General features: G+C 46.5%; 21 protein-coding genes. 6 read left to right on the top strand and 15 right to left on the bottom strand.

The annotated features are described in order from the left end of the window. Window positions 1–71 precede the first annotated feature (71 nt). A complete protein-coding gene (locus JMN17_RS18810) occupies window positions 72–893 on the top strand; it encodes a manganese catalase family protein (RefSeq protein ID WP_087992980.1) in 822 nt (273 codons plus the stop codon). Between the two features lie 35 nt (window positions 894–928). Here the strand turns inward: JMN17_RS18810 and JMN17_RS18805 are convergent, their stop codons facing one another. The 4 genes from JMN17_RS18805 to JMN17_RS18790 form a co-directional block, all read right to left on the bottom strand. Continuing rightward, window positions 929–1,288 (bottom strand): YdbC family protein, encoded by a 360-nt coding sequence (locus tag JMN17_RS18805; protein ID WP_087992981.1) that lies wholly within the window; start codon window positions 1,286–1,288, stop codon window positions 929–931. Continuing rightward, a complete protein-coding gene (locus JMN17_RS18800; protein WP_087992982.1) occupies window positions 1,282–1,623 on the bottom strand; it encodes a cupin domain-containing protein in 342 nt (113 codons plus the stop codon). The genes JMN17_RS18805 and JMN17_RS18800 overlap by 7 nt, the downstream gene beginning before the upstream one ends. 136 nt (window positions 1,624–1,759) lie before the next feature. Next, window positions 1,760–2,131, bottom strand: a complete 372-nt coding sequence (gene gsiB, locus JMN17_RS18795; RefSeq protein WP_087992983.1) for a glucose starvation-inducible protein GsiB — start codon at window positions 2,129–2,131, stop codon at window positions 1,760–1,762. A gap of 130 nt (window positions 2,132–2,261) precedes the next feature. Then, entirely contained in the window at window positions 2,262–3,080 is an 819-nt protein-coding gene (locus JMN17_RS18790; RefSeq protein WP_202328949.1) for an EcsC family protein, read from the bottom strand. A 116-nt stretch (window positions 3,081–3,196) separates the two neighbouring features. On the opposite strand from JMN17_RS18790, the gene JMN17_RS18785 reads away from it, so the two are divergent. From JMN17_RS18785 to JMN17_RS18770, 4 genes are all read left to right on the top strand, one after another. Continuing rightward, window positions 3,197–3,649: a DUF2188 domain-containing protein gene (locus tag JMN17_RS18785; RefSeq protein ID WP_202328947.1), complete on the top strand. Its 453-nt coding sequence runs from the start codon at window positions 3,197–3,199 to the stop codon at window positions 3,647–3,649. Window positions 3,650–3,726: 77 nt separating this feature from the next. Beyond that, the gene (locus tag JMN17_RS18780; RefSeq protein WP_087993071.1) at window positions 3,727–3,984 is read left to right on the top strand and encodes a GlsB/YeaQ/YmgE family stress response membrane protein; all 258 of its coding nucleotides are present in this window, start codon (window positions 3,727–3,729) and stop codon (window positions 3,982–3,984) included. 227 nt (window positions 3,985–4,211) lie between these two features. Next, entirely contained in the window at window positions 4,212–5,489 is a 1,278-nt protein-coding gene (locus tag JMN17_RS18775) for an Nramp family divalent metal transporter (RefSeq protein ID WP_087992986.1), read from the top strand. A 104-nt stretch (window positions 5,490–5,593) separates the two neighbouring features. Beyond that, window positions 5,594–5,860, top strand: a complete 267-nt coding sequence (locus JMN17_RS18770; RefSeq protein ID WP_087993072.1) for a hypothetical protein — start codon at window positions 5,594–5,596, stop codon at window positions 5,858–5,860. 299 nt (window positions 5,861–6,159) lie between these two features. Here JMN17_RS18770 and JMN17_RS18765 read toward each other — a convergent pair whose 3' ends face one another. The 10 genes from JMN17_RS18765 to lrpC all read right to left on the bottom strand — a co-directional run bounded on the left by JMN17_RS18765 (window position 6,160) and on the right by lrpC (window position 19,518). Then, on the bottom strand, window positions 6,160–7,884 hold the full coding sequence (locus JMN17_RS18765) for a pyruvate oxidase (protein WP_087992988.1): 1,725 nt from the start codon (window positions 7,882–7,884) through the stop codon (window positions 6,160–6,162). Between the two features lie 66 nt (window positions 7,885–7,950). After that, on the bottom strand, window positions 7,951–8,400 hold the full coding sequence (locus JMN17_RS18760; RefSeq protein WP_087992989.1) for an NUDIX hydrolase: 450 nt from the start codon (window positions 8,398–8,400) through the stop codon (window positions 7,951–7,953). Between the two features lie 236 nt (window positions 8,401–8,636). Beyond that, complete coding sequence (locus JMN17_RS18755) at window positions 8,637–9,479, bottom strand: manganese catalase family protein (protein WP_202328945.1); 843 nt, start codon at window positions 9,477–9,479, stop codon at window positions 8,637–8,639. A gap of 139 nt (window positions 9,480–9,618) precedes the next feature. After that, complete coding sequence (locus JMN17_RS18750) at window positions 9,619–11,730, bottom strand: cellulose biosynthesis cyclic di-GMP-binding regulatory protein BcsB (protein ID WP_202328943.1); 2,112 nt, start codon at window positions 11,728–11,730, stop codon at window positions 9,619–9,621. Window positions 11,731–11,735: 5 nt separating this feature from the next. Continuing rightward, window positions 11,736–12,998, bottom strand: a complete 1,263-nt coding sequence (locus tag JMN17_RS18745) for a glycosyltransferase family 2 protein (protein ID WP_087992992.1) — start codon at window positions 12,996–12,998, stop codon at window positions 11,736–11,738. Then, window positions 12,991–14,700 carry a DUF2334 domain-containing protein gene (locus JMN17_RS18740; protein WP_087993073.1) on the bottom strand — a complete coding sequence of 570 codons (1,710 nt, stop codon included), beginning with the start codon at window positions 14,698–14,700 and terminating at the stop codon, window positions 12,991–12,993. The genes JMN17_RS18745 and JMN17_RS18740 overlap by 8 nt, the downstream gene beginning before the upstream one ends. A gap of 10 nt (window positions 14,701–14,710) precedes the next feature. Beyond that, on the bottom strand, window positions 14,711–15,562 hold the full coding sequence (locus tag JMN17_RS18735; RefSeq protein ID WP_087992993.1) for a diguanylate cyclase domain-containing protein: 852 nt from the start codon (window positions 15,560–15,562) through the stop codon (window positions 14,711–14,713). Next, complete coding sequence (locus JMN17_RS18730; RefSeq protein WP_202328935.1) at window positions 15,543–16,631, bottom strand: glycosyl hydrolase family 8; 1,089 nt, start codon at window positions 16,629–16,631, stop codon at window positions 15,543–15,545. The genes JMN17_RS18735 and JMN17_RS18730 overlap by 20 nt, the downstream gene beginning before the upstream one ends. A 201-nt stretch (window positions 16,632–16,832) precedes the next feature. Next, window positions 16,833–19,019, bottom strand: a complete 2,187-nt coding sequence (locus JMN17_RS18725) for a DNA topoisomerase III (protein WP_202328933.1) — start codon at window positions 19,017–19,019, stop codon at window positions 16,833–16,835. Between the two features lie 64 nt (window positions 19,020–19,083). After that, window positions 19,084–19,518 (bottom strand): transcriptional regulator LrpC, encoded by a 435-nt coding sequence (gene lrpC, locus JMN17_RS18720; protein ID WP_087992996.1) that lies wholly within the window; start codon window positions 19,516–19,518, stop codon window positions 19,084–19,086. A gap of 184 nt (window positions 19,519–19,702) precedes the next feature. On the opposite strand from lrpC, the gene JMN17_RS18715 reads away from it, so the two are divergent. Further along, on the top strand, window positions 19,703–19,993 hold the full coding sequence (locus JMN17_RS18715) for a DUF3817 domain-containing protein (protein WP_019257503.1): 291 nt from the start codon (window positions 19,703–19,705) through the stop codon (window positions 19,991–19,993). Between the two features lie 35 nt (window positions 19,994–20,028). On the opposite strand, the gene amj is transcribed toward JMN17_RS18715, so the two are convergent. Next, the gene (gene amj, locus JMN17_RS18710; protein WP_087992997.1) at window positions 20,029–20,838 is read right to left on the bottom strand and encodes a lipid II flippase Amj; all 810 of its coding nucleotides are present in this window, start codon (window positions 20,836–20,838) and stop codon (window positions 20,029–20,031) included. Window positions 20,839–20,953 lie beyond the last annotated feature (115 nt).

Genomic DNA, 20,953 nt, shown 5'->3' with positions numbered 1-20,953 from the left:
CGCTGTTTTTCGTTTATCTTTCAATTGATCGGAAATATAAAAAGGGATAAACGAAAAAAGGAGATGGGAACATGTTTAAGCACACGAAAATGCTGCAGCATCCTGCTAAACCAGATCGTCCAGATCCATTATTCGCGAAAAAAATGCAAGAAATTTTAGGCGGGCAATTTGGAGAAATTTCTGTTGCCATGCAGTACTTATTTCAAGGCTGGAATACAAGAGGAAATGAAAAATACAAGGATTTGCTGATGGATACGGCAACTGAGGAACTCGGGCATGTTGAAATGATCGCCACGATGATCGCCAGACTTCTTGAGGATGCCCCGCTCGATCAGCAGGAAAAAGCCGCTGAAGATCCGGTCATCGGCTCCATTCTGGGCGGCATGAACCCTCACCACGCGATTGTATCAGGACTTGGCGCCATGCCGGAAAACAGTACAGGCGTCCCTTGGAGCGGCGGCTATATCGTTGCAAGCGGAAACCTGCTGGCAGACTTCCGCGCCAATCTGAATGCGGAATCACAAGGCCGTCTGCAGGTCGCACGCCTGTTTGAAATGACAGATGACAAAGGCGTTAAAGATATGCTCAGCTTCCTGCTGGCGCGTGACACGATGCACCAAAATCAATGGCTCGCCGCCATTAAAGAATTAGAAGCACAAGAAGGCCCGATTGTGCCGGGAACATTTCCGAAAGCACTCGAAAAGCAAGAGTTCTCGCATCAGCTTATTAATTTCTCTGAAGGCGAAGAAAGCGCCGAGCAAACTTGGCTGAACGAAAAAGCGCCGGATGGAGAAGCCTTTGAATACGTGAAAGAAGCGAAAGCGTTTGGAGAAAAACCAGAGTTAAAACCAGCACCGCCTTTTGTTCATGATACACTTCCGGGACGCGAGTAAGATACAAGCCCAAAACATAATGTTTTGGGCTATGATTATGCCCTCAGAACCCTCCATTCTGGTTCGTACCGAATGGCAGGACTATGTAACAGATCGTGAATGAACGATTCATCCTCTTCGTACAGCGTCACTTCTATCGAATGAATCACAGCCTTCTGTTCGTTTTCTTCGAATATGCTATCGTGTTCGTTCTCCATAAAAGCCTCATAAACTTCTCTGTCCTCCCAAACGCTGATGATCTCTGCGGTAAGCGGCCTGTCTGCTGATGTTCGCCAGCCGCCGGCCTGTTTGACAAAGCCGGCCACATGTGACAATGCCCCCCACTGTGACTGCGCTTTTGAAAATGCTTCGGCGTTTGCAGCATCTACTTCACATACAATCTTTTTGATTAGCATGGCAATTCCTCTATGATGACTGTTTTCGCCTGTGTATGCTCGACACAGAGATTCACCGTTCTGACGTAAGAGCGCGTGCGGTGAACCGTTCCTTTCGTGATGAGCAGGCTGTCATTCGCTTTGAGTACCGCAGTTTCTTTGTCCTTAAAATCAATCAGCAGCTCACCTTCAAGAACAATGAACAATTCATCTGAGTCAGGATGATGATGCCAGTCATATTCTCCTGTAAACACAGCGAGCCGTATACAATGGTCGTTGACCTCTGAAATGGAGAAATTAGCGTGTTTTTCTTTGACTTCATTAGCGATGGCGAGCAGGTTTTGCACCTTGGACATTAGCGAAAACTCCTTTTTCACTTATTGTATCGCAGCACCGGCTTAGATCAAGTTATTTCCAAAATAAAAAAGCGATCCAGCTGTTTCGCTGGATCGCTTTTTATCTTCTACAGGTTGTCTGCCTTCATGCTTTTGATTAGTCGTTGTTGCGGGCGTTTCCGCCTTTTGAACCAATTTCTTGGTAGAATTCTTTATCATGATTTTTGCTTGTTGCCTCTCCGCCTTTACGGCCGATTTCTTGATAGAATTCTTTGTCATGATTTTCACTAGTGGCTTCTCCGCCTTTTTCGCCGATTTCTTGATAGAATTCTTTGTCATGGTTTTCGCTAGTGGCTTCTCCGCCTTTTTCACCGATTTCTTGGTAGAATTCTTTGTCATGGTTTTCGCTAGTGGCTTCTCCGCCTTTTTGACCAATCTCTTGATAGAATTCTTTATCATGGTTTTTGCTTGTTGTTTCTCCGCCTTTTCTACCTGCTTCTTCTCTGCTCATTTTGTTATCGTCTGCCATTTTGAATTCCTCCTTTAATTGGTGTTGGTTGTTGTATTCCCGCTATCCATCCTTTTAAACAAACAAAACACATTGGGTGTGTTTCCACTAAAAAAAGCAGGCGGAGCGCGGTGTCCGTCTGCTTTGTTTGTTATTCCATCTCTCGTTCTGTTTCTTGCAGCCGCTCAAGAATGCGGCGCTTTTTATACAACATCATGCCCGTTTCGGTAATGTCGTTTAATGTCGAGCGATTGGCTGACGCGCCAAAGACCATTCCCGCGACCGGCACCAGTTGAAAAAGCTTTTTCCAGCCAAACGTGTCGCGATAGCCTAAAACAACTTCACGCCAGCCTTGGATTTGAGAAGCGACATTCTTATATGTACGATCTTGATCGTAGTCTTTTAATTCATTCAAAATCGATTTTTTGCCGACAACATCAGCTGAAGTCAGCTGCATACATTTTACGATGAAGACCCGCTCCTTTTTCTCCTTTGGGTCAAAGCCGTAAGCAACCGCGATATCCTGCAACGTTTTTAACGACAGGCCAAGCACGGCCGGAATGTCTGCCGCCAGCGTAAACACGCCGCCCACACCCGTTGTCGCGCCTTGAACAGTTGCGGCGTTAATTCTGTTTTTGCCCATTCCTTCCGCAATTTCATCCATGATAGGAAGAGGGACTTGTTGTACGTCTTCGAGTGATTCGAAGGTCTCCTCCGGCAGTTTCTTTTGAAACATCTTGATAATCTGTTTTTCAGATGTCAGATACTGCCCTCCTGTTTGGACAAAGCTGCCGAGCTCATCCAAGAGCTTGCCGATCTTTTTCTGGATGAATTCCGGTGTCAGCTTGTCCAGCAGCTGAAACGGAAGACGGCTGAGTTTTTCCCAAAACCAGACTTTTTGCTGATCTTTTTCCCATTTCTCTATTTCTTTTAATTGCTGATGCAAGTCTTCTTTTCGTTCTGTTGTCACCCAACCCGCACTTCCCTTCTGTTTTTTCTACTGTATAGTATACCTTCATTTTCCGGAAACGTTTTTATTTTTCACCTGCGGGTACCATTTTTATAAAAGGAAAAGGAGTGATGGACATGCCTTGGTCGATGAAGGATTATCCCGCTTCATTGAAAAATCTTGAGAACCCGGTGAAGAAAAAAGCGATTGACATTGCAAATGCGATGATCGATGAGGGCTACGAGGACAGCCGCGCCATTCCGATTGCGACAAGCAAGGCAAAGGAATGGGCGGAAAACGCCTCGAAAAAAGAAATTGATGATTTCCTCAAGAATGGTGATGAGACAGAACACGATGAAGATCCAAGCAGCGGCACCGGCCCCGAGCTCATGGATAAAGCAGAACATGTCATCAAGCATAAAAACGGCTGGGCGGTCAAAGCCGAGGATGCTAAACGTGTATCTGAGATCAAGGGTACAAAGAAAGAAGCAATTGAACGGGCAAAGGAGATCGCAGCGCATAAAGGCACTGAAGTGATTGTTCATTTAGCTGATGGCAGCGTGCAGAGAAAGATCAAAACAGGATCATAAAGCGATATGCTATTCGGTGTTTCGGGTTTGGCATGAGCGGTTATTGATTGATAAATCATTTATGAGGGGTGAACATGATGCTTAGCTTTTTGGTTTCATTAGTTGTAGCTATCCTAATCGGCTTAATCGGAAGCGCCATTGTGGGGAACCGGATGCCGGGAGGAATTTTCGGCTCTATGATTGCCGGGCTGGCCGGCGCCTGGATCGGACACGGACTCTTTGGCACTTGGGGACCTAGCCTCGGCGGCTTTGCCATTATCCCGGCAATTATCGGGGCTGCCATCCTCGTGTTCTTGCTGAGCCTCGTATTCCGCGGGCTGCGGAAGGAAGCCTAGACTCATTTTGATACAGGAGGCATCGTTTCGAACTGAAACGATGTCTTTTTATGTGGGACCTTATTTGAATCTTTACATATCATGTGACATAACAGGGGAAAATTTGAAAGTGGATGAACATTTTCGGTTGACAAGAAACCGGGATGGTCATATGATGTAGATAAAATAATTTGCGTTAAGGAAACTCTTTGTTGCGTGGCAAAAAACAATCAGAATTCAGGTGAGACATGATGAACAAGGACATCACAGCACAATCTCCCCGTTCCAAAGCAGTCCAAGAGGCGCTTGACGGGAAAATCAAAGGGTTCAGAGGGCTGCTCCCTTTTCTGGGCCCTGCATTTATAGCAGCCATCGCCTATATTGATCCCGGCAACTTCGCCACGAATATATCAGCGGGTTCTAAATACGGATATATGCTGCTATGGGTGATTTTATTTTCTAATATTATGGCGCTTTTAATCCAATCACTCTCGGCTAAACTCGGCATCGCGACAGGCAAAAACCTGCCCGAGATTGCCCGCGAAGAATTCCCTAAGCCTGTTTCCATCGGTTTATGGATTCAAGGCGAGCTGGTCATTATCGCAACTGATCTGGCGGAATTTATCGGAGCGGCACTGGGACTGTATTTGCTGTTCGGCATCCCGATGCTTGAAGCGTCTATTATAGCGGCGATCGGCTCTTTCGCGATATTAGAGCTTCAGCGCCGCGGATATCGCTCACTTGAAGCCGGCATTACCGGCATGCTGTTTGTGGTGGTGATCGCCTTTGCGCTGCAGACCTTTTTCGCCAAGCCTGATGCCGTGTCAGTGATGAAGGGCCTTTTTGTTCCGGCATTTCAAGGCACTGATAGTGTGCTTCTCGCAGCTGGTATTCTCGGCGCAACCGTTATGCCGCACGCCATTTATTTACACTCAGCCCTTACACAACGGCGGGTGGTTGGCAAAACTGATGCTGAGCGAAAAAAAATCTTCAGATTTGAATTTATTGATATTTTAATAGCGATGCTAATCGCAGGTGCGATTAATGCGAGTATGCTCATCGTGGCAGCCGCATTATTCTTTAAAAACGGGCTGTTTGTCGAGGATCTTGATGTCGCCTTTCAGCAATTCGGACATCTTGTCAGCCCAATGTCAGCCGTTTTATTCGGGATCGGACTGCTCGTTGCCGGACTGTCCAGTTCGTCAGTCGGCACGCTTTCAGGCGACGTGATTATGCAGGGATTTATCAACTACCGCATTCCGCTGTATGTGCGGCGTTTTATCACAATCATTCCGCCGATCTTGATTATCGCATCAGGCGTCAACCCGACAACAGCTCTCGTCATGAGCCAGGTCGTGCTGTCCTTCGGGATCGCCTTCGCCTTAATCCCGCTTATTATGTTTACAAGCAATAAACGGATTATGGGAGCCCTGATCAACGCCAAATGGGTCACAGTGGTGTCTTGGCTGATCGCTGTATTGATCGTCGCTTTGAACGTGTTTTTAATTGTTGATACGTTTCGTTAGAAAAAACCGGCTGCTAAGCCGGTTTTTCATATTGCGGAAAAGCTCATTGATACCCTTTTTGCCAGAAATTTGTTATGATAGAAGAAAAAATCGGAGTTTTGATGATGTCATTATTTATTCTGTTTTATTTATGGATTGTTCCTATTGTAATCGGCATTTTATGTTCTGCTGTTGCCTATAAATCCAAGGGGAAAATGAGAGTCGCGCCCGGCATCGCCATGATCGTGCTCAGTATCATTTCCTTGGTCACCGCGTTTACGGCCGGACACACCAATTTCCACGTGTTTATCGGCGGAATGTTTTTATTCGGAACGTTATTGGTTGGTTCTGCTTTTCCTTTCTTTTTTGGGCTTAAGAAGAAAGAGAAATAAATTCATAGAGACATGAACGCTGTAAGATTTGATAAAAATAAACATATGAAACATACAAGGACAAATGCGCTGATCTTTTTGTTTTGAAAGAAGATGCATTTGTCCTTTTGTCCGTTTTGAGCATGGCGAATATCGTGACAGGCTGCATAGATCATTCCTAGAGATCCCAATAAGTACACCGCTAATTTTATGGATTCAAACATGCTTTCCTCCTATCATTCAATATAATGCTATGATAACTTACAATCCATTTGTTTCCAACACCTAAAAAACAGGGGTCTCATGAGGCCCCTGTTTTTTTAGAATAACCGTTTTAAACTTTTCTTCAGTGACGGCATTTCGATTTTTTGGTTTTCGAAGAAATTTTTCAGCATGTATTTGCTGAAGCCTTTTGCCTGCCCATAGGTGATTTTGCCAGGCAGCGGCGGTTCGTTTCCGATCATGACGTCCACTACGACCGGCTGGTCAGCGTGTAACGCTTCATGGAAAGCGGGCGCAAGCTCTTCCGCTTTAGCCACCTTGATGCCCTTTGCTCCGCAGCTTTCTGCAAATGCGGCATAGTCGACATTTTGAAGTTTTGTGACATAGTCGATGTTGCCCTTCACCTGCTGCTCGTACTCGATCATGCCGAGATTTTCGTTGTTTAAAATGACAACGGTGAGCGGGAGTTTGTATTTGACGGCGGTCGGGAGATCCTGCATGACCATGGAAAAGCCCCCGTCCCCGCAAACGGCGATCGCCTGCCGCTCCGGTTCTGACAAACTTGACGCGATTGCTCCCGGCAGGCCGCAGCCCATTGTCGCAAGCCAGCTGGAAACGATGAAATCCTGATTTGCTTTCATTTTGAAATGACGCGCCATCCAGACTGTCACAGTGCCGACATCTACAGATAGCACCGCATCATCGGCTGCCGCTTCCTCAAGACGCGCCACGACCTGCTGGGGTTTGAGCGGTGTTGCCGCCTCTGTCTCATCTTTTTCGATTTCGTTCCACCAATGCTGCATATGTTCAGTGCAGGCTTCCAGAAACCTTCTGTCTTCCTTCCGTTCAATAAACTCTGTCAATTCGCGCAGGCCGTGAGCCGAATCACAAACAAGACCCGCTGTCACCGGATAGCGTTTTCCGATTTTCGCCGGATCTGAATCAAGCTGGATCGCCGGCGTGTCATCAGGCAAATAATCGCGATATGGGAATGAGGTCCCGAGCATGATTAATAAATCACATTCCTCCATTGCCTCGTAAGCCGGCTTTGTGCCGATCTGCCCGAGATTTCCGAGAAAATGCGGGTGCTTATCAGGAACAACGCCTTTTGCCGGGAGCGTGACAACAATCGGAGCCGCGGCTTTGTCCGCGAATTCCAGCAGCTCACGTTTCGCCTTTTTCATTCCCTGCCCCGCCAAAATAATCGGCTTCTTGGCGTTATTTATATATTGCGCGCAAGTGATGAGCTGTTCTTTTTTCGGTTCAAGGTTCCCTTCAATATACACTGGTGACGTGTATACGGGCTCGCGTTTGATTTTCTCCGCGAACAAATCATCTGACACGCTCAATACCGCAACGCCTTTTTTGCTGCAGGCGGTGCGGATCGCCTGATTCAAGAGATCCGGCAGTGATTCCGCGCTATGTACCTCTCTGTTGAATACTGCCACGTCTTCAAACATTTGCTCAAGCTTGATCTCCTGAAAATAATCCCGTCCGACTTCGCCTGATGAAACCTGTCCTGCAATCGCCAGCACAGGGGCGCCGTCCGCTTTGGCATCATATAAACCATTTAATAAGTGCACCGCCCCCGGCCCTGCGATCGACAGGCAGACGCCGATTTTGCCGGTGAGTTTTGCTTCAGCCGCGGCAGCCAGCGCAGCCACCTCTTCATGGCGGGTTTGAATGAATTTCAATTGATTTCTTTCGTGCCTTAATTCTTCAATAAACTCATTGATACTGTCTCCGGGGATGCCGTATACATGATCAACTCCCCATTTTTCAAGCAGTTCTGTCATTGCTTGTCCTGCAGTTTTGTGTGCCATGCCGTATCCTCCTTTTTCCTATTTTCAATACCACAGGAGAGCTTCTTTAAAACCCGGAGACCTTTATCACTTGCCCAGTCTTCTTTTCAACAGGCCAATCGCCGCAAGCATGCCGCTGTCCTTGAGAGTGACAGCTACGTCCAGAGAGCCTCTCATAAAATCTTTGATTTGCCTTTTTCGGTTCGGCACTATAAATAGCGGCAAACGCTGCGGAGAAAACCACTTCAAATCCGCTGTCTCCATGCCGCTCGTTATCGCTTGTCCGCCTGTTATGTGTCCGGCAAACACGTGCTGTTCATCTTGAAACTTCGGCCTTTGGTAGACACCTATTTTCGCAGAAAGCGCTGCGTTGTATCCGGTTTCTTCCAACACCTCCCGGACTGCCGCTGCCTCAGCCGTTTCCCCGGGATCGACCCTGCCGCCCGGCAGATCCCATAAAGGGACGTCCTTTCGTTTCACCAGCAGAATCTGATGTTTTTCATTCGATACAATGACAAACGAACCTTGCGTATACATTACAAATTCTCCTTTTCACGCAAAAAAGACCAAGGTCGTTTTCCCCTTGGTCATAGTTGCTTTCCTTTTTAAAATGATACGGCAGTGCGGCAATCATTATGTCCTTTTTTCACAACAGCGGACTCTGAGAAAGAAGGCCGATTGGCTGTAAAGGATGGTATGCCAGCCCGTTTTTCCAATCATCACGTTAGCAATAACCAGCTGCCAAGACATGGTTGGCAGCCAATGATGTTTCGTTAATGTTCCAGCAATGATGCGCCGTCGGCCGGCATTGTGCCGTGAACGTACGGAGGCGCCGGCTTGAGCACTGGTTTTTGGCCCATAGCCTCAGGCTCCCCAACATATTCGAAATTCCCTTTTCCATCCATACTAGTCCCTGACGCCCAGCGCCCGCTTTGGCTTTCAGTTCCTTTAGAGCAGTCCATGAATGAATAGGAAACTTCTTGTTTTTCGTATTCACGATTAAATGTACTTGGGACAACTACGCCTTCACGTTCCTCTAATTCTTGAATGGCCGCCAGCCATTGATTTTGATGCATCGTGTCCCTCGCGATCAAGAAGGACAGCATATCCCTCACACCTTTATCATCTGTCATTTCATATAGACGGACAGCTTGCAGCCTGCCTTGCGATTCAGCATTAAGGTTTGCACGGAAATCGGCGAGCAGATTTCCGCTTGCAATCGTATATCGGGCTGTCCAAGGGTATCCCACACTATCATCTGGTTTAGCCCCCAGACCTCCTACGATGGCATGCTGAGGATTCATCCCTCCCATTACAGCTCCAATGACAGGATCTTTAGCCATTTGCTCTTGTTCTTCAATTGGCGCTTTATCAAGCAGCTGAGCTATCATCGTTGCCAGCATTTCCACATGGGCAATTTCTTCTGTGCCGATATCAAGAAGCATGTCACGATATTTTTGATCAGCTCTGCAGTTCCAGCCTTGAAATAAATACTGCATCATGACAGAAATTTCACCGAACTGTCCGCCTAATATTTCTTGCAATTTTTTCGCGTAAACGGGGTCTGGCCGGTCAGGTTTGGCATTATATTGTAACTCTTTCACATGGAAAAACATCTATATCCCTCCAATTCATCTATACGCTTTAGGATGGCTTTGTTTTCTGTTTTCATGTATAAGCTCTAAAAAAATACAACACTCTGTATGAGTGTTGTACCAAATCAATGGAGAACGATAGATACATCATTCTCAAGTGCTATCCCCTGTCTGCCTTTCTTTTTCTGCGTCTTACGGCAATCCAAATGAACACTGCCGCAATCACCATAATGAGTACCAGCACACCAATATACAGCCATTTCTGGCCATTATCTTGTGATGGCTGCTCTTCACTGGAACTGTTTGCTTCTGATTTGAGCTGCTGGTGGTTTGTAAACACCTGCTGGCTGTTTGTTTCATTAACGACGGTTGCCGAGTCATCGGTGCTGTTGAGATAGTTGATGATTTCTTTCGTGACGGCCGCGCCTTTTCCTTTTGACGGTGCAAAGACAGCCATTGTGTAGCTTGTATCCCAAAGAGATGCTTGGGTAAACGCCACTTGTTTTGTTGTCTCATTCAGCATCTCAAAACCTGATACATCAAACGAGCCGTTCTTCGCTTGCGGCACAAGCAGTTCTGATGATTGCTCCTTCAAAAGAGAAAATTGATTGATGCCCCCTAAGAAAATGAGGTCTCGTCCTTTGGCATCATTTGCTGTTACATCAGATGATTTCTTCACCGTATATGAATGCTGCGCTTCGCTGCCAAAGGACTCCGTAACAAGAGAAAGCTCCTCAAGCTTCGATTGGTTTACGGTGTCAGGAATCACGATCAGCGTTGCCTGTTCCTGATTTCCGGCGTAAGGAAGCGGCCACTCTTGAAAATCCGCTGACGGAGACATGCCTTTGACGGTGTAAGACAATGTACTGTTTTTATCGATAAAGACCCACTTTTCTTCGTCAGCGGTGTTGCAAGGATTGTTTTCCTTTAGCCCAGTTGTGACGAATTGAATATCAATGTAGCGGTTTTTCTGCAGCAGCTTAGGATCCACTTTTACCATGGCATGATAGAATCCGTTTTTATCTTCTTTTCCTAAATCATCAAGCCGGACCGAATGCGGCTGGCCGTTGATCATGACCTTCAGTTCTGCAGCCTGAGCAGCCGATTCGTTTTCGGCCGTTGAAGCTTGAATCGTTTCGGACTTTTTCAGCTTAAGCGACAGCTTCGCTGATTGGTTTTCATCTAAAACCGCCGATGCAGGATAAAAGTAATGTGCTGAAGATGTTTTGTCAGCTCCAATTGTGATATCATCCGCTCCAAAATTCTTGAGGGTCAGCCTATTGCTTTCTTTTTTTTCAGCCTGCTTAAGCTTGCTGATTGAGAGTGTATCGCCGCTGAGCTGGCCTGTATAAGTCTGATCCGTAATGACACTGATTTTTTCAGTGAGCACGTCATCGGATGCGGCTTGCGCAAACAGAACCGGCTGCTGCTTGCTCTCTGCTTTCAGCACCCGCTCCGCAAGCAGGAGTTTTTCTCCTTTTGCCTGTAAGCCGGCTTGTTTCATCAGCTTTTTCACCTTTCCGTTCCAATGCTTGTCCACTCCGATGAAAATCGTCGGCTTGTCGATTTTCTTCAGTTCAGATTCCGTGACATACGAAATGGTGACACTGCTGTCGGCCGTTTTCAAATAGCCTTCTGTTTTCACTGCTGCTTCAATTTCCGCCGAACTTGGGTCGTCCGGAATGACGATGGCGGTTTCCTCGGCTGTATTTCCCGATTGGGCGAAAGGATATGGATAATGGTCCAGCGTCGTTCCCTTCGCTTCACTGCTGTCCGCCAGCGTCAGGCGGCTGTCCGGGTAAATTTTGATCCAGTTTCCGGACGTATCCTGTCTGACGCAGACGCCCTCTTTCATTACACCGTAAAATTTCAGCGATACGTTGTGATAGCCTTGGGCAGACTGGCTTTTAGTCAGGTTCAGCTTCAATGTTTTCCGTTTTGAATCACCATTAAGCTTTACCGTTTTGACTGGTTCGTCGTCAATGACAGCCGTTAACGATGATGGAGAAATTAAAAGATTTGAAGCCTCGTATTCAATCACCAATTGCTGATTGCCGGAAGAGGCGCCTGCCGGAATCTGATACGTCAGCTCCGCGCTGTCTTTTGATCCGTACAGTGTCATCAGGTCGCTTGTCAGCACCTGCTGTTTGGCTTGTTCTTGGCTGCTTTTTCCGAGAAGCGAACCGCTGACCTGCACCTCTTTGGCTAAAGCCGCTTGTCCGGTCATCGCCAGAAGCATGAAGCTTGTGAGAAAAATCATTATTTGTTTCAAAAAGGTCACCCGCTTTTATGTTGATTGTATCGTTCTGTTTTGTACCATTTGACCTCCTGCTTGAATAAACGGTGCTTGATTTCTACGAATAAAGAATAGATAACGAGCACAATCCATGCCTGCGAGTATGTAAAGTACATGAGAAATACGATAAAAAAGTTTTGCCTGTTCATTTCTGTTTTTTCAATGCTCAACGTAATCATGACCTCTGTCATAAATAAGAAGAACGCCAAGATCCAGAGGGCCATTGCCAAAAACCCGACAGATAAATGCAAATCATAAAACAAATTGACGACAAATATCGTATTTGACATGATCACGCCAAAGAAAAACAGGAAGTACGTAAAGAAAAAATAAAACAAATCAAAGATAATCCGTTTGCGTTTCAGTTTGAAAAACTGCGCCAAAAATTTCAGTACGACATATTGATTACCGCGTGCCCATCTGGTGCGCTGGCGCCACCACACCTTCCACGTTTCCGGCTCCTGCTCCCAAGTGATGGCGGCAGGGAAAAAGCGGATGTGATAGCCGAGATTATACACCCGGATGGTCAGCTCGGTATCCTCAGCAAGCGCTTTGTCATCCCAGCCCCCGAGCTTTTCGATAATGCTTCTGCGGATCGCGAAGTTGGTGCCCGGGATCGTGGCGATTTTGAACCACTTCCATCTGCCTCCTTGGGCCATCCACTGAAAACAGATCGTTTCGATATTAATAAACTTCGTCAGCAGCGTTTTTGCCGCGTTAATGACGCGGAATTTCCCAACCACGGCGCCTGCCTTTTCGTCATTCATCAGGCCGAGAACGAGGTAATACACGGCCATTTTCTCAGGCGTGTTGTCGGCGTCATATACACAGATCACATCGCCGTTCGATTCGGCAAAACCAGAGTTAAGCGCGGAGGATTTGCCTTTTCCTGCGTTTGGCGGCTTCGTGATCACCATTTTGATGAAATCGTACGTCTCGGAAAATTCATTGACGATATCACCCGTCCGGTCTGATGAATTATCATTAACGACGATGATCTCCAGCCGGTCCTTCGGATAATAAAGGTTGACCATCGCCTTCAGCGTCTGCCGAATCACAACCTCTTCGTTATGCGCCGGGATAAGGACACTGACCTTTGGCAGCTCCTTCATGTTTTCTCTCCACTTCGGGATATTCCGCTCGAAGGTCATATAGTGGCGGAACCCGCCCTGCATGAGAAACATGTGGTAGAGAAGCATGACCCAAATTAAACTTAGTGAGATAAAGAACAGCGTATTACCCAAGGCTTCTTCTCTCCTTAAAAATTCGTTTTTTCAATGTGGCTCTCAAGTAAAACGTATAACTGACAAACATGACAACAAATAAGAGCACAATCGCGGAGAGAATCCATAACGCCTTTTCCAGAGGAGTTTGCCGATGATGATCGAAAAACTCGTCAATGGCGCTTACGCCGTTTTGGACCTGAATCGTTCCGTCACCGCTTGTATGAATTTCAACTTTGTCTGTTTTGACGGTTTGTTTCGTTTTCTTTAAATCCAGCCATTCACTGTCTGGAATGCGTTCCATCTGATCAACCAGCTCCGGCAGATATTTCATTCCAAGATACGGGTGATAAAACCCGCCGGCTACTCCGCCTTCAAAATCAATCATCTGGGCGATGTGCTCCTCCATATCGCCGAGCGGGTTTTGTTTTGATGTATCGACAAAACCGATCGTTTCCGGATACAGCGTCATACCGTGCAGCATTGAAGGAGTTGTCACATATGGAGACGCACCGGATGTTTTCCACGTTGTGCCGCTGAGCTGGACCTGCCCGAAAATGCTTGTAAAATACTGCGAGGCGATTTGATAGCCATATTCGGACATCGTGTAATGCGGCGCTTCAAACGCCAGCGGGTAGAGACCCGATGATGTCAAATCCTCAATCGCACGCGTCAGTTTTTGCTTTGTATACGTTTCTTCCTTTTCACGAAATGGTTTTAAATAGCTGTTATAAGCTTGTTCGTTCGGAAAGTCCCGTTCTTTTTCCAGAATGGATGGGGTGGCTTCGGCATTTCCAGATGTAATCGGCTGATCCGCCTTTGCATCCCAGAATTCAAAGCCCTCTCCCGTTTCACTGTAGCGGTAGGCGTGTGTATAGCCGTGGACAATGATACTGCCGCCCATGCTTTGCAGCTTTTTCAGCACCTTGACCATCTCCGGTTTATCAGACAAATACACTTTGTCGCCAGTTTCCGGATTCAAGTAAACCGGAATCACTGCCAGGATAAAAGGAACATGCCTCTTATGCAGATATGTACCGGCTTGAAGCAGCAATTTTTCATCAGACATCGGGCTGATATCCTCGAGGCGCAAATACAATAACGTTGTCCCCGCCTCCTCTCCGAAAGCTTCTCTGAGCTGTTTCGCCACGATCAAATTGTCATTTAACAAATTCGTTAATCCAATGTACACATTCGCTTTTTTTGTTTTCCATATAAAAGAATGCGTTTTGCCGTCATCGGCTTTAAAGGTATAAAGCGACTTTCCTTTCAGGCCTGATACGCTCAGCACGTTAAGCCCGCTCTCCAGAGACACATCGGCCTTTTCCGACCTGTTGTGAACCTGATATACATGTTCTTTGCTGATTAATGAAAGCCCGGAAAATTGGCTGATTTGGCCTGCGTTATAGCCGATGGCGACAACAGGTGTTTTAACGCTGCTGATCAGAGACACCAGTTTTTTGCTGAGCTTTCTTTTCGTTTGGCCGTAATACATCACATGGTCTTTGCCTTTGAAATCGGACGCTTCCACATCCGAATCTTTTTTGACTGTCACATGGGATGTAAAGTGGCCCGCAAGCAAATCAAGCATTTTGACTTGAGATGACTCTTTGCCGTCCAAGGTTGAATAGATGATGAGAATGCCGGCATCCCGCTCCTTCGCTTGTGCGGAAACTGGAAAGGACGCAATAGCTGTAAGCAGAAGCATTGCGATGCAGAGCAGCGTGATTCCTTTATAGTTCATTCATCATCATCTCGTTTTCCAGTTCTTCTAAAAAGTGATCGGCTGTTTTGATATCTTTGCGGTAAGGCAAATGACAGACATGGAACGTGAGCGACACATACTTCCCATTTTCCAGCTGATACGTGTCCAATTGTTTTTTCAGCTTTGTCAGGACGGCCGGCATATGTTCAGCGGGCGTGTGCGTCAGCACAATCCCGATACGCTCGTCAGAGGGGCGGAACTTCTTATCCGTTTCCCGGACGCTTGTCCTAATTTGCTGACTGACATATTGGAAAAGACGGTCCGTTTCTTTTTCACCGTACAAAGACTTAAACTCTTTGAAGTAATGCATATGAAGCAGCAAAAACACGAAAGAATTTCCGTAGCGTTCCGCCCGCTTGATTTCTTCTGAAAGTTCCAGCTTCATCCTCTGCTTGTTATCAAATCCGGTCACTCTGTCAACAGCGACAAAGCTTTTGATTTCGGCTTTAAGCCGTGTAACTGAATGCCTTAGCTCTGCGGCAATATCATGAATTCTTCCCGCTATAAAAGAAAACAACAAAAGCGCGATTCCCCACACGACAAGTATTCGCAGCCCTTCCTCAGCCGGAAACAGCGCAGCCTGTCCAGTCTGGAAAAACATCATTAAGGTGCCGAGAACAAAGAGTACGATTAAAGTCACCGCCAGCGCGTAAATCGGGCCGAACCATACGCCTGCGGCGATGACGACAAACGTGATGCAAAGGATCAGAGCGCCTTCCGATTGCTGGGCTGACACATAATAAATAAACAGAGACAGGGCTGCGATGAGCCCTGAAAAATAAGCAAATAATTTTTGTGATTCATTGAATGATATTTTCATTAAAAAGCTTCCTTTCGGCTAACAGCGGCAGCAGATTGTCAAAAGAATGCGTCTGAGCGCCGCTCATATAGCCTCCATAATACGATTTCACCGGATCAAGAATTTCAAAGTCATTCATTCTGTCATATATGGCTTTGGTGACTGAACTGTCTTCATATTGTTTTGTTAAAAACAATACGGCTAATGCGTATACGGATGGCGACTCATATTTGACGGCAGGCTCCTTCGTATCTGCCGAATATCGTCCGTACAGCTTTCCGTGTGTCTGAAATTCCTGCTTGATCCAGTCCGCTAAAACAGCGGCTTTTTCATCCCCTTCCGGCAAGTGCCAAGCAGCGTACAGCTGATCTATCAGATTGATCTCACTATCATATGTGTATCCCTTTGTCTCCGAGCTGTATACCTTTGGCAGAAAGCCATTTTTTAAAGGAGCCGAATAGAGAACATTGGCATTCCGTTGTTCTGTTTCCTCGTCTATAATTCCATTCTTCTTTAAGATAGCTAACGCATCGGGCATGACGTATGAAAGCGTCACATCCTTTGAAGCGGCCTGTGAGTCGTAAAAGTCTGTAAATAACCCGTTGTTCATATTGTATGCCTTCAAAGCCGTGCCGATATCCCGGGCCGTTTGCGCGTAGTCGCTGCGGCCCCATTTGGCGGCGGCTTGGTCAAGGGACAGCATAATTCTCATATCATCTATCAGTGCATTCGTTCCGCTCGCTTGGCCGTTTTGAATCTTCCACGTCACCAAGTGATTGCTCATCAGAAATGAATCAGTCAGATGCTGATATTGCTCCTGAAAATGCGGGGCGTCATTTTTGCTGACCAGAAACTCCATCCATAGGCCAAGAGATTCTGATAAATACGAAGGCTGGTCAGACATATCAGTTTTGATTAACCCTTGGCCATTCATTAGATTGTGATAAATGAAATACTCCGCCGGCTGAAGCGGGCTGGCGTTCACTTCTGACACCGACTGATTTTGGACCTTATTTCCAGCTTCAACACACCCTGCGGAAAGTCCGATAGATAAAAAGAATAAGATGACAGCTATTAACAAATGCCTCACAGGCAAATCCCCCTTTGTCGCCTGAAGCGAATCAGACGCTCACAAATATATATAGACGAAAGTATGACTGCCATGTTACAAATTACATTTACTATAAAAGAAAAAAATGCAGATTGCTAGCTTTTTTTTCCCTTTTTGAACATTGAAAAAACGGGTCCTAAGTCCAATAAAAAACCTGTGCGGTATGCACAGGTTTTTCGGTTATTTATCCAAACCGAGTTTCTTCAGCTGTTCTGCCAGCGCGTTGTTAATCGGCTCATCTTTATTATTTTGTTTTTTCATATAAGAGGAAACGTCCCGTTTGGAAGCGCGCCCTTTATCTTTGTTTTTTCGTTTTTCGAATACGGACAGTTTCTCACGGTGACCGCAGACACACGCGAAGGTCTGACCCTCGCCTTGGCCGCGAAGCTCCATTTTTTTATGGCAGTTCGGGCAACGCGCGTTTGTTTTTCGGGCAACCGTTTTTCTGCTTCCGCATTCACGGTCTTGGCACACAAGCATCGTGCCGCGTTTGCCGTTTACTTTCAGCATCATTTTGCCGCATTCCGGACATGCGGTTCCCGTGATGTTGTCGTGTCTGAAAGTCTGGCTGCTGTTTTTGATATCTTTTACCGTTTGGTTAGCGTAAGCTTTCATGTCTTTAATAAAGACAGCCGATTTCAATTTACCGGCGGCGATCGCTGACAGCTTTTGCTCCCATTCCCCCGTTAAGGCAGGTGATTTCAAATCCTCCGGAACAAGCTGCAGGAGCTGTTTTCCTTTAGAAGTAATAAAAATATCTTTGTCTTTTTTCTCTATTAAAAAGCTGTTGAACAGTTTTTCAATAATATCGGCCCGTGTTGCCACCGTACCGAGGCCGCCTGTTTCACCAAGCGTTTTGACGAGGCCTTTTTCTTCTCCCTGCATAAAGGCGCTTGGGTTTTCCATCGCTGACAGCAGGGTCCCTTCGTTAAAGCGGGCGGGCGGCTTCGTTTGGCCGCTTGTTTCAGTTAAGGCGCGCACGGCAAGAGAATCGCCTTTTTGAAGTGCAGGGAGTGTCTGATCTCTGTCATCGTCCTGCTCGTCATCTTCATCCGCCATATCATAAACGGCTTTCCACCCTTGCGACTGTATGGTTTTGCCTTTCGCCGTAAAGGTTTCTCCGCCGATTTCTGCGATGACCTTTGTTTCCTCATATTCGAATGCCGGCATTAACACAGCAAGGAAACGTTTCGCAATCAGGTCATATAGCTTTCGTTCTTTATCGCTTAGACTGCTGAGAACGAGCGGCTCTTCGGTCGGGATAATCGCGTGATGGTCTGACACCTTCGCGTCATTGACGTAGCCTTTGTGGGATTTGATGCCGCGTTTTTTAATTTGATTGACATATTGGGCATACGGTTTTACTTCCATACCTTCCAGACGGTCTTTTAATGTCGGGACGATATCACTGGATAAAAATCTTGAGTCTGTCCGCGGATATGTGACGAGCTTATGCTGCTCATACAGCTTTTGCAGCACAGAAAGCGTTTCTTTGGCGGAAAATCCGAAGCGTTTGTGTGCGTCGCGCTGCAGCTCCGTTAAATCATAGAGCGCAGGCGCGAAGCTTTTTTTCGCTGTTTTTTTCAGCTCGGCGATGACCGCTTGCTTTCCGTCGAGGTCTTTTAGCAACCGGCTTGTTACGTCTTGATTGAACGTTCTCGTCTGCTTTGTTTTTTGATCCTGCCAGGTCAGCGTCATGCCATCAACCGCCGCGCGGATGCCATAATACGGAACCGGCGTAAACGCTTGAATGTCGGCTTCACGCTTTGCAATCATGGCAAGCGTCGGTGTCTGCACACGGCCGCAGGAGAGCTGGGCATTGAATTTTGTGGTGAGCGCACGGGTCGCGTTAATTCCCACAATCCAATCCGCTTCCGCTCTGGCGACGGCAGAATGATACAGATTTTCATATTCTTTGCCGTTGCGCAGCTTTTGAAAGCCTTCCTTGATCGCTTTATCTGTCACAGATGAAATCCACAGCCGCTTGATCGGCTTTTTGACATTCGCTTTTTCAATGATCCAGCGCGCAACAAGCTCCCCTTCCCGGCCTGCATCAGTCGCGATGACAATCTGATTGACGTCTTTACGGATAAGCTGGGATTTGACCGCATTGAACTGTTTTCCGGTTTTTTTGATCACCACAAGCTTTAAGGGCTCAGGGATAATCGGCAGATCCTCCAGACGCCATGATTGAAATTCTTTTCCATAGCCTTCCGGATCAGCAAGTGTCACCAAATGGCCTAAAGCCCATGTAACAATATATTGATCACCTTCAAGATAACCATTTCCTTTTTTATGGCACTTCAGCACCCGGGCCAAATCCCGGCCGACTGAAGGTTTTTCAGCTAATACAACTGTTTTTGACATGCTTGATCACTTCTCTTTCTTTCACGCTCATCCTTTTATTATAACAGACTTGAACAAGCACTCTCTAACCGCGCCCGTTTTTCGTGTCAATTTCCGAGAAAATCACGTGAGTGACGGTTTGCGCGTATGGCGAAGTTTTGTTAATGAAATCTTCTACCGCTTCAAGGCTTTCTGCGTTGATTTTCAGCATATAACAAGCCGCGCCGGCAATCCGGTAACAAAATTCGATATGCGGCAATGTTTGAATATAGCTTTTGAACCGCTCGTAATCCGCGTTTTTGACGGTTGCTTCCACAATGCAGGAAACAGGCAGCCCCAGTTTTTTCTGATCGACCTCCAGTGTGTATTGCTTAATGACGCCGAACGATTCAAGCTGCCTCACCCGTTCTGTCACGGATGGCGGCGATAGCTTAATTTTTCTGCCTAATTCCCTCATCGACAAACGGCTGTCCTTTTTCAGCTCCTCAATGATTTTCAGATCAACCTGATCAAGTTTCATGTCAACATCCTTCTTTTATGATTTTGTTCACATTATCTCGGGTATTTTTGTAAATGACAAGACCAGTTCCCAAGAAAAAGCATATAAAAATGAAAGTTTTCCGAACATTTTCTGAAAGCTGTCATACGGCTCTCCGGATTGTTTATCATATAGTATGAAAACGTGTCCACAAGGAGGGCGATTTATGCTGCAAACACCGATCGGAAGACTTCGCACGATGGGTTTTATTGAAGGAATGTCACTCTTAATCCTGCTGTTCATCGCCATGCCGCTGAAATATTGGGCAGGCCTTCCGCTTGCGGTGACCATTGTCGGTTCGGTTCACGGCGGATTGTTCATTTTGTATTTGCTTGTCTTGGCGTATGCGGCCTTCTCTGTCAAATGGCCGCTGAAATGGTCAGCCGCCGGCTTTATCGCCGCTTTTGTCCCATTCGGAAACTTTTTGTACGACCGCGGGTTAAGGAAATATAAATAATTTAAGGCTGGATCTTTATGATCCAGCCTTTCTTATTACAACCACTTTGTCAACCACGCGATATAGTAGGCCCCCGGAATAAACATCAGCTGGGCGAGGAGTGTCCCCGCCACTCTTGATGTGACCATCGTGACAGAGGTCCATTTTAAATACGTATAGCTTCGTTTTCCTTTTGCCACATCATCGGCAAGAACGGATACCTTTGGGTCAACAAAAATCGCCAGCAACATCGTCGCAATTCCGTTGATTAGACCCGAAGCCATGACGGCTGTCGTGCTGCGTTCCGGAGCCAGAAGGCCTGCGTACAAAGCCGAAAGCACACCGATCGTATAAATCGATGTGATCAGCATGTTGATGACAAACAAACGCTTCGGTATCAAGCGGATATGAAATCCTTTTACATACGAAAGAGACGGCAGACGCAAATAGGAAAGGGCATTTTTGAAACCTTGCTTCGAGAATCCCTTTTGGAACACTTGTAAAACAGAGCCGCCGCCGCTCGCCAAGTGAATAATCGCCCGTGAAAATAAAGCGACAAAAGACGGGAGCAGGATAATGCCAAGAAGGGTGCCGACTGTCGATCCGAATATCAAGAAGCGGAACTGCCCGGCGACAATCGCCAGTGCGTTTTTTCCCGCATCATCAATTAAATGGCCGGTAAAGGGCTGCTGCACCATGTTCGACATTCTGGACACGATGACCATGACATTAAAAAGGGAAAGCGCGGACGCAATAAATCCAACGCGGGCTCCGGAAAGCCTGGTGGCGTAGGCTAAGGTTTCTATCGAGTGAATCAGTAATAAAAAACAGAAAATAAAAAGCACTTGTGTTGTCATGACATGCACGTTATTCTTCCTCCAATTTCATCCTAGAGATAAGACTGGAAAGAAGACAAGCAGGTTTCAATGCGATGTGCTTTTTACAATAAAAAAACCGCCGGCATACGCCGAGCGGTTTGTC

Source organism: Bacillus sp. RHFS10 (assembly GCF_016757475.1).
GTDB classification, from domain to species: Bacteria; Bacillota; Bacilli; order Bacillales; family Bacillaceae; genus Bacillus; species Bacillus subtilis_G.
Note: the sequence above shows the minus strand (reverse complement) of the source record. Positions and strands in the feature narration are given on the sequence as shown.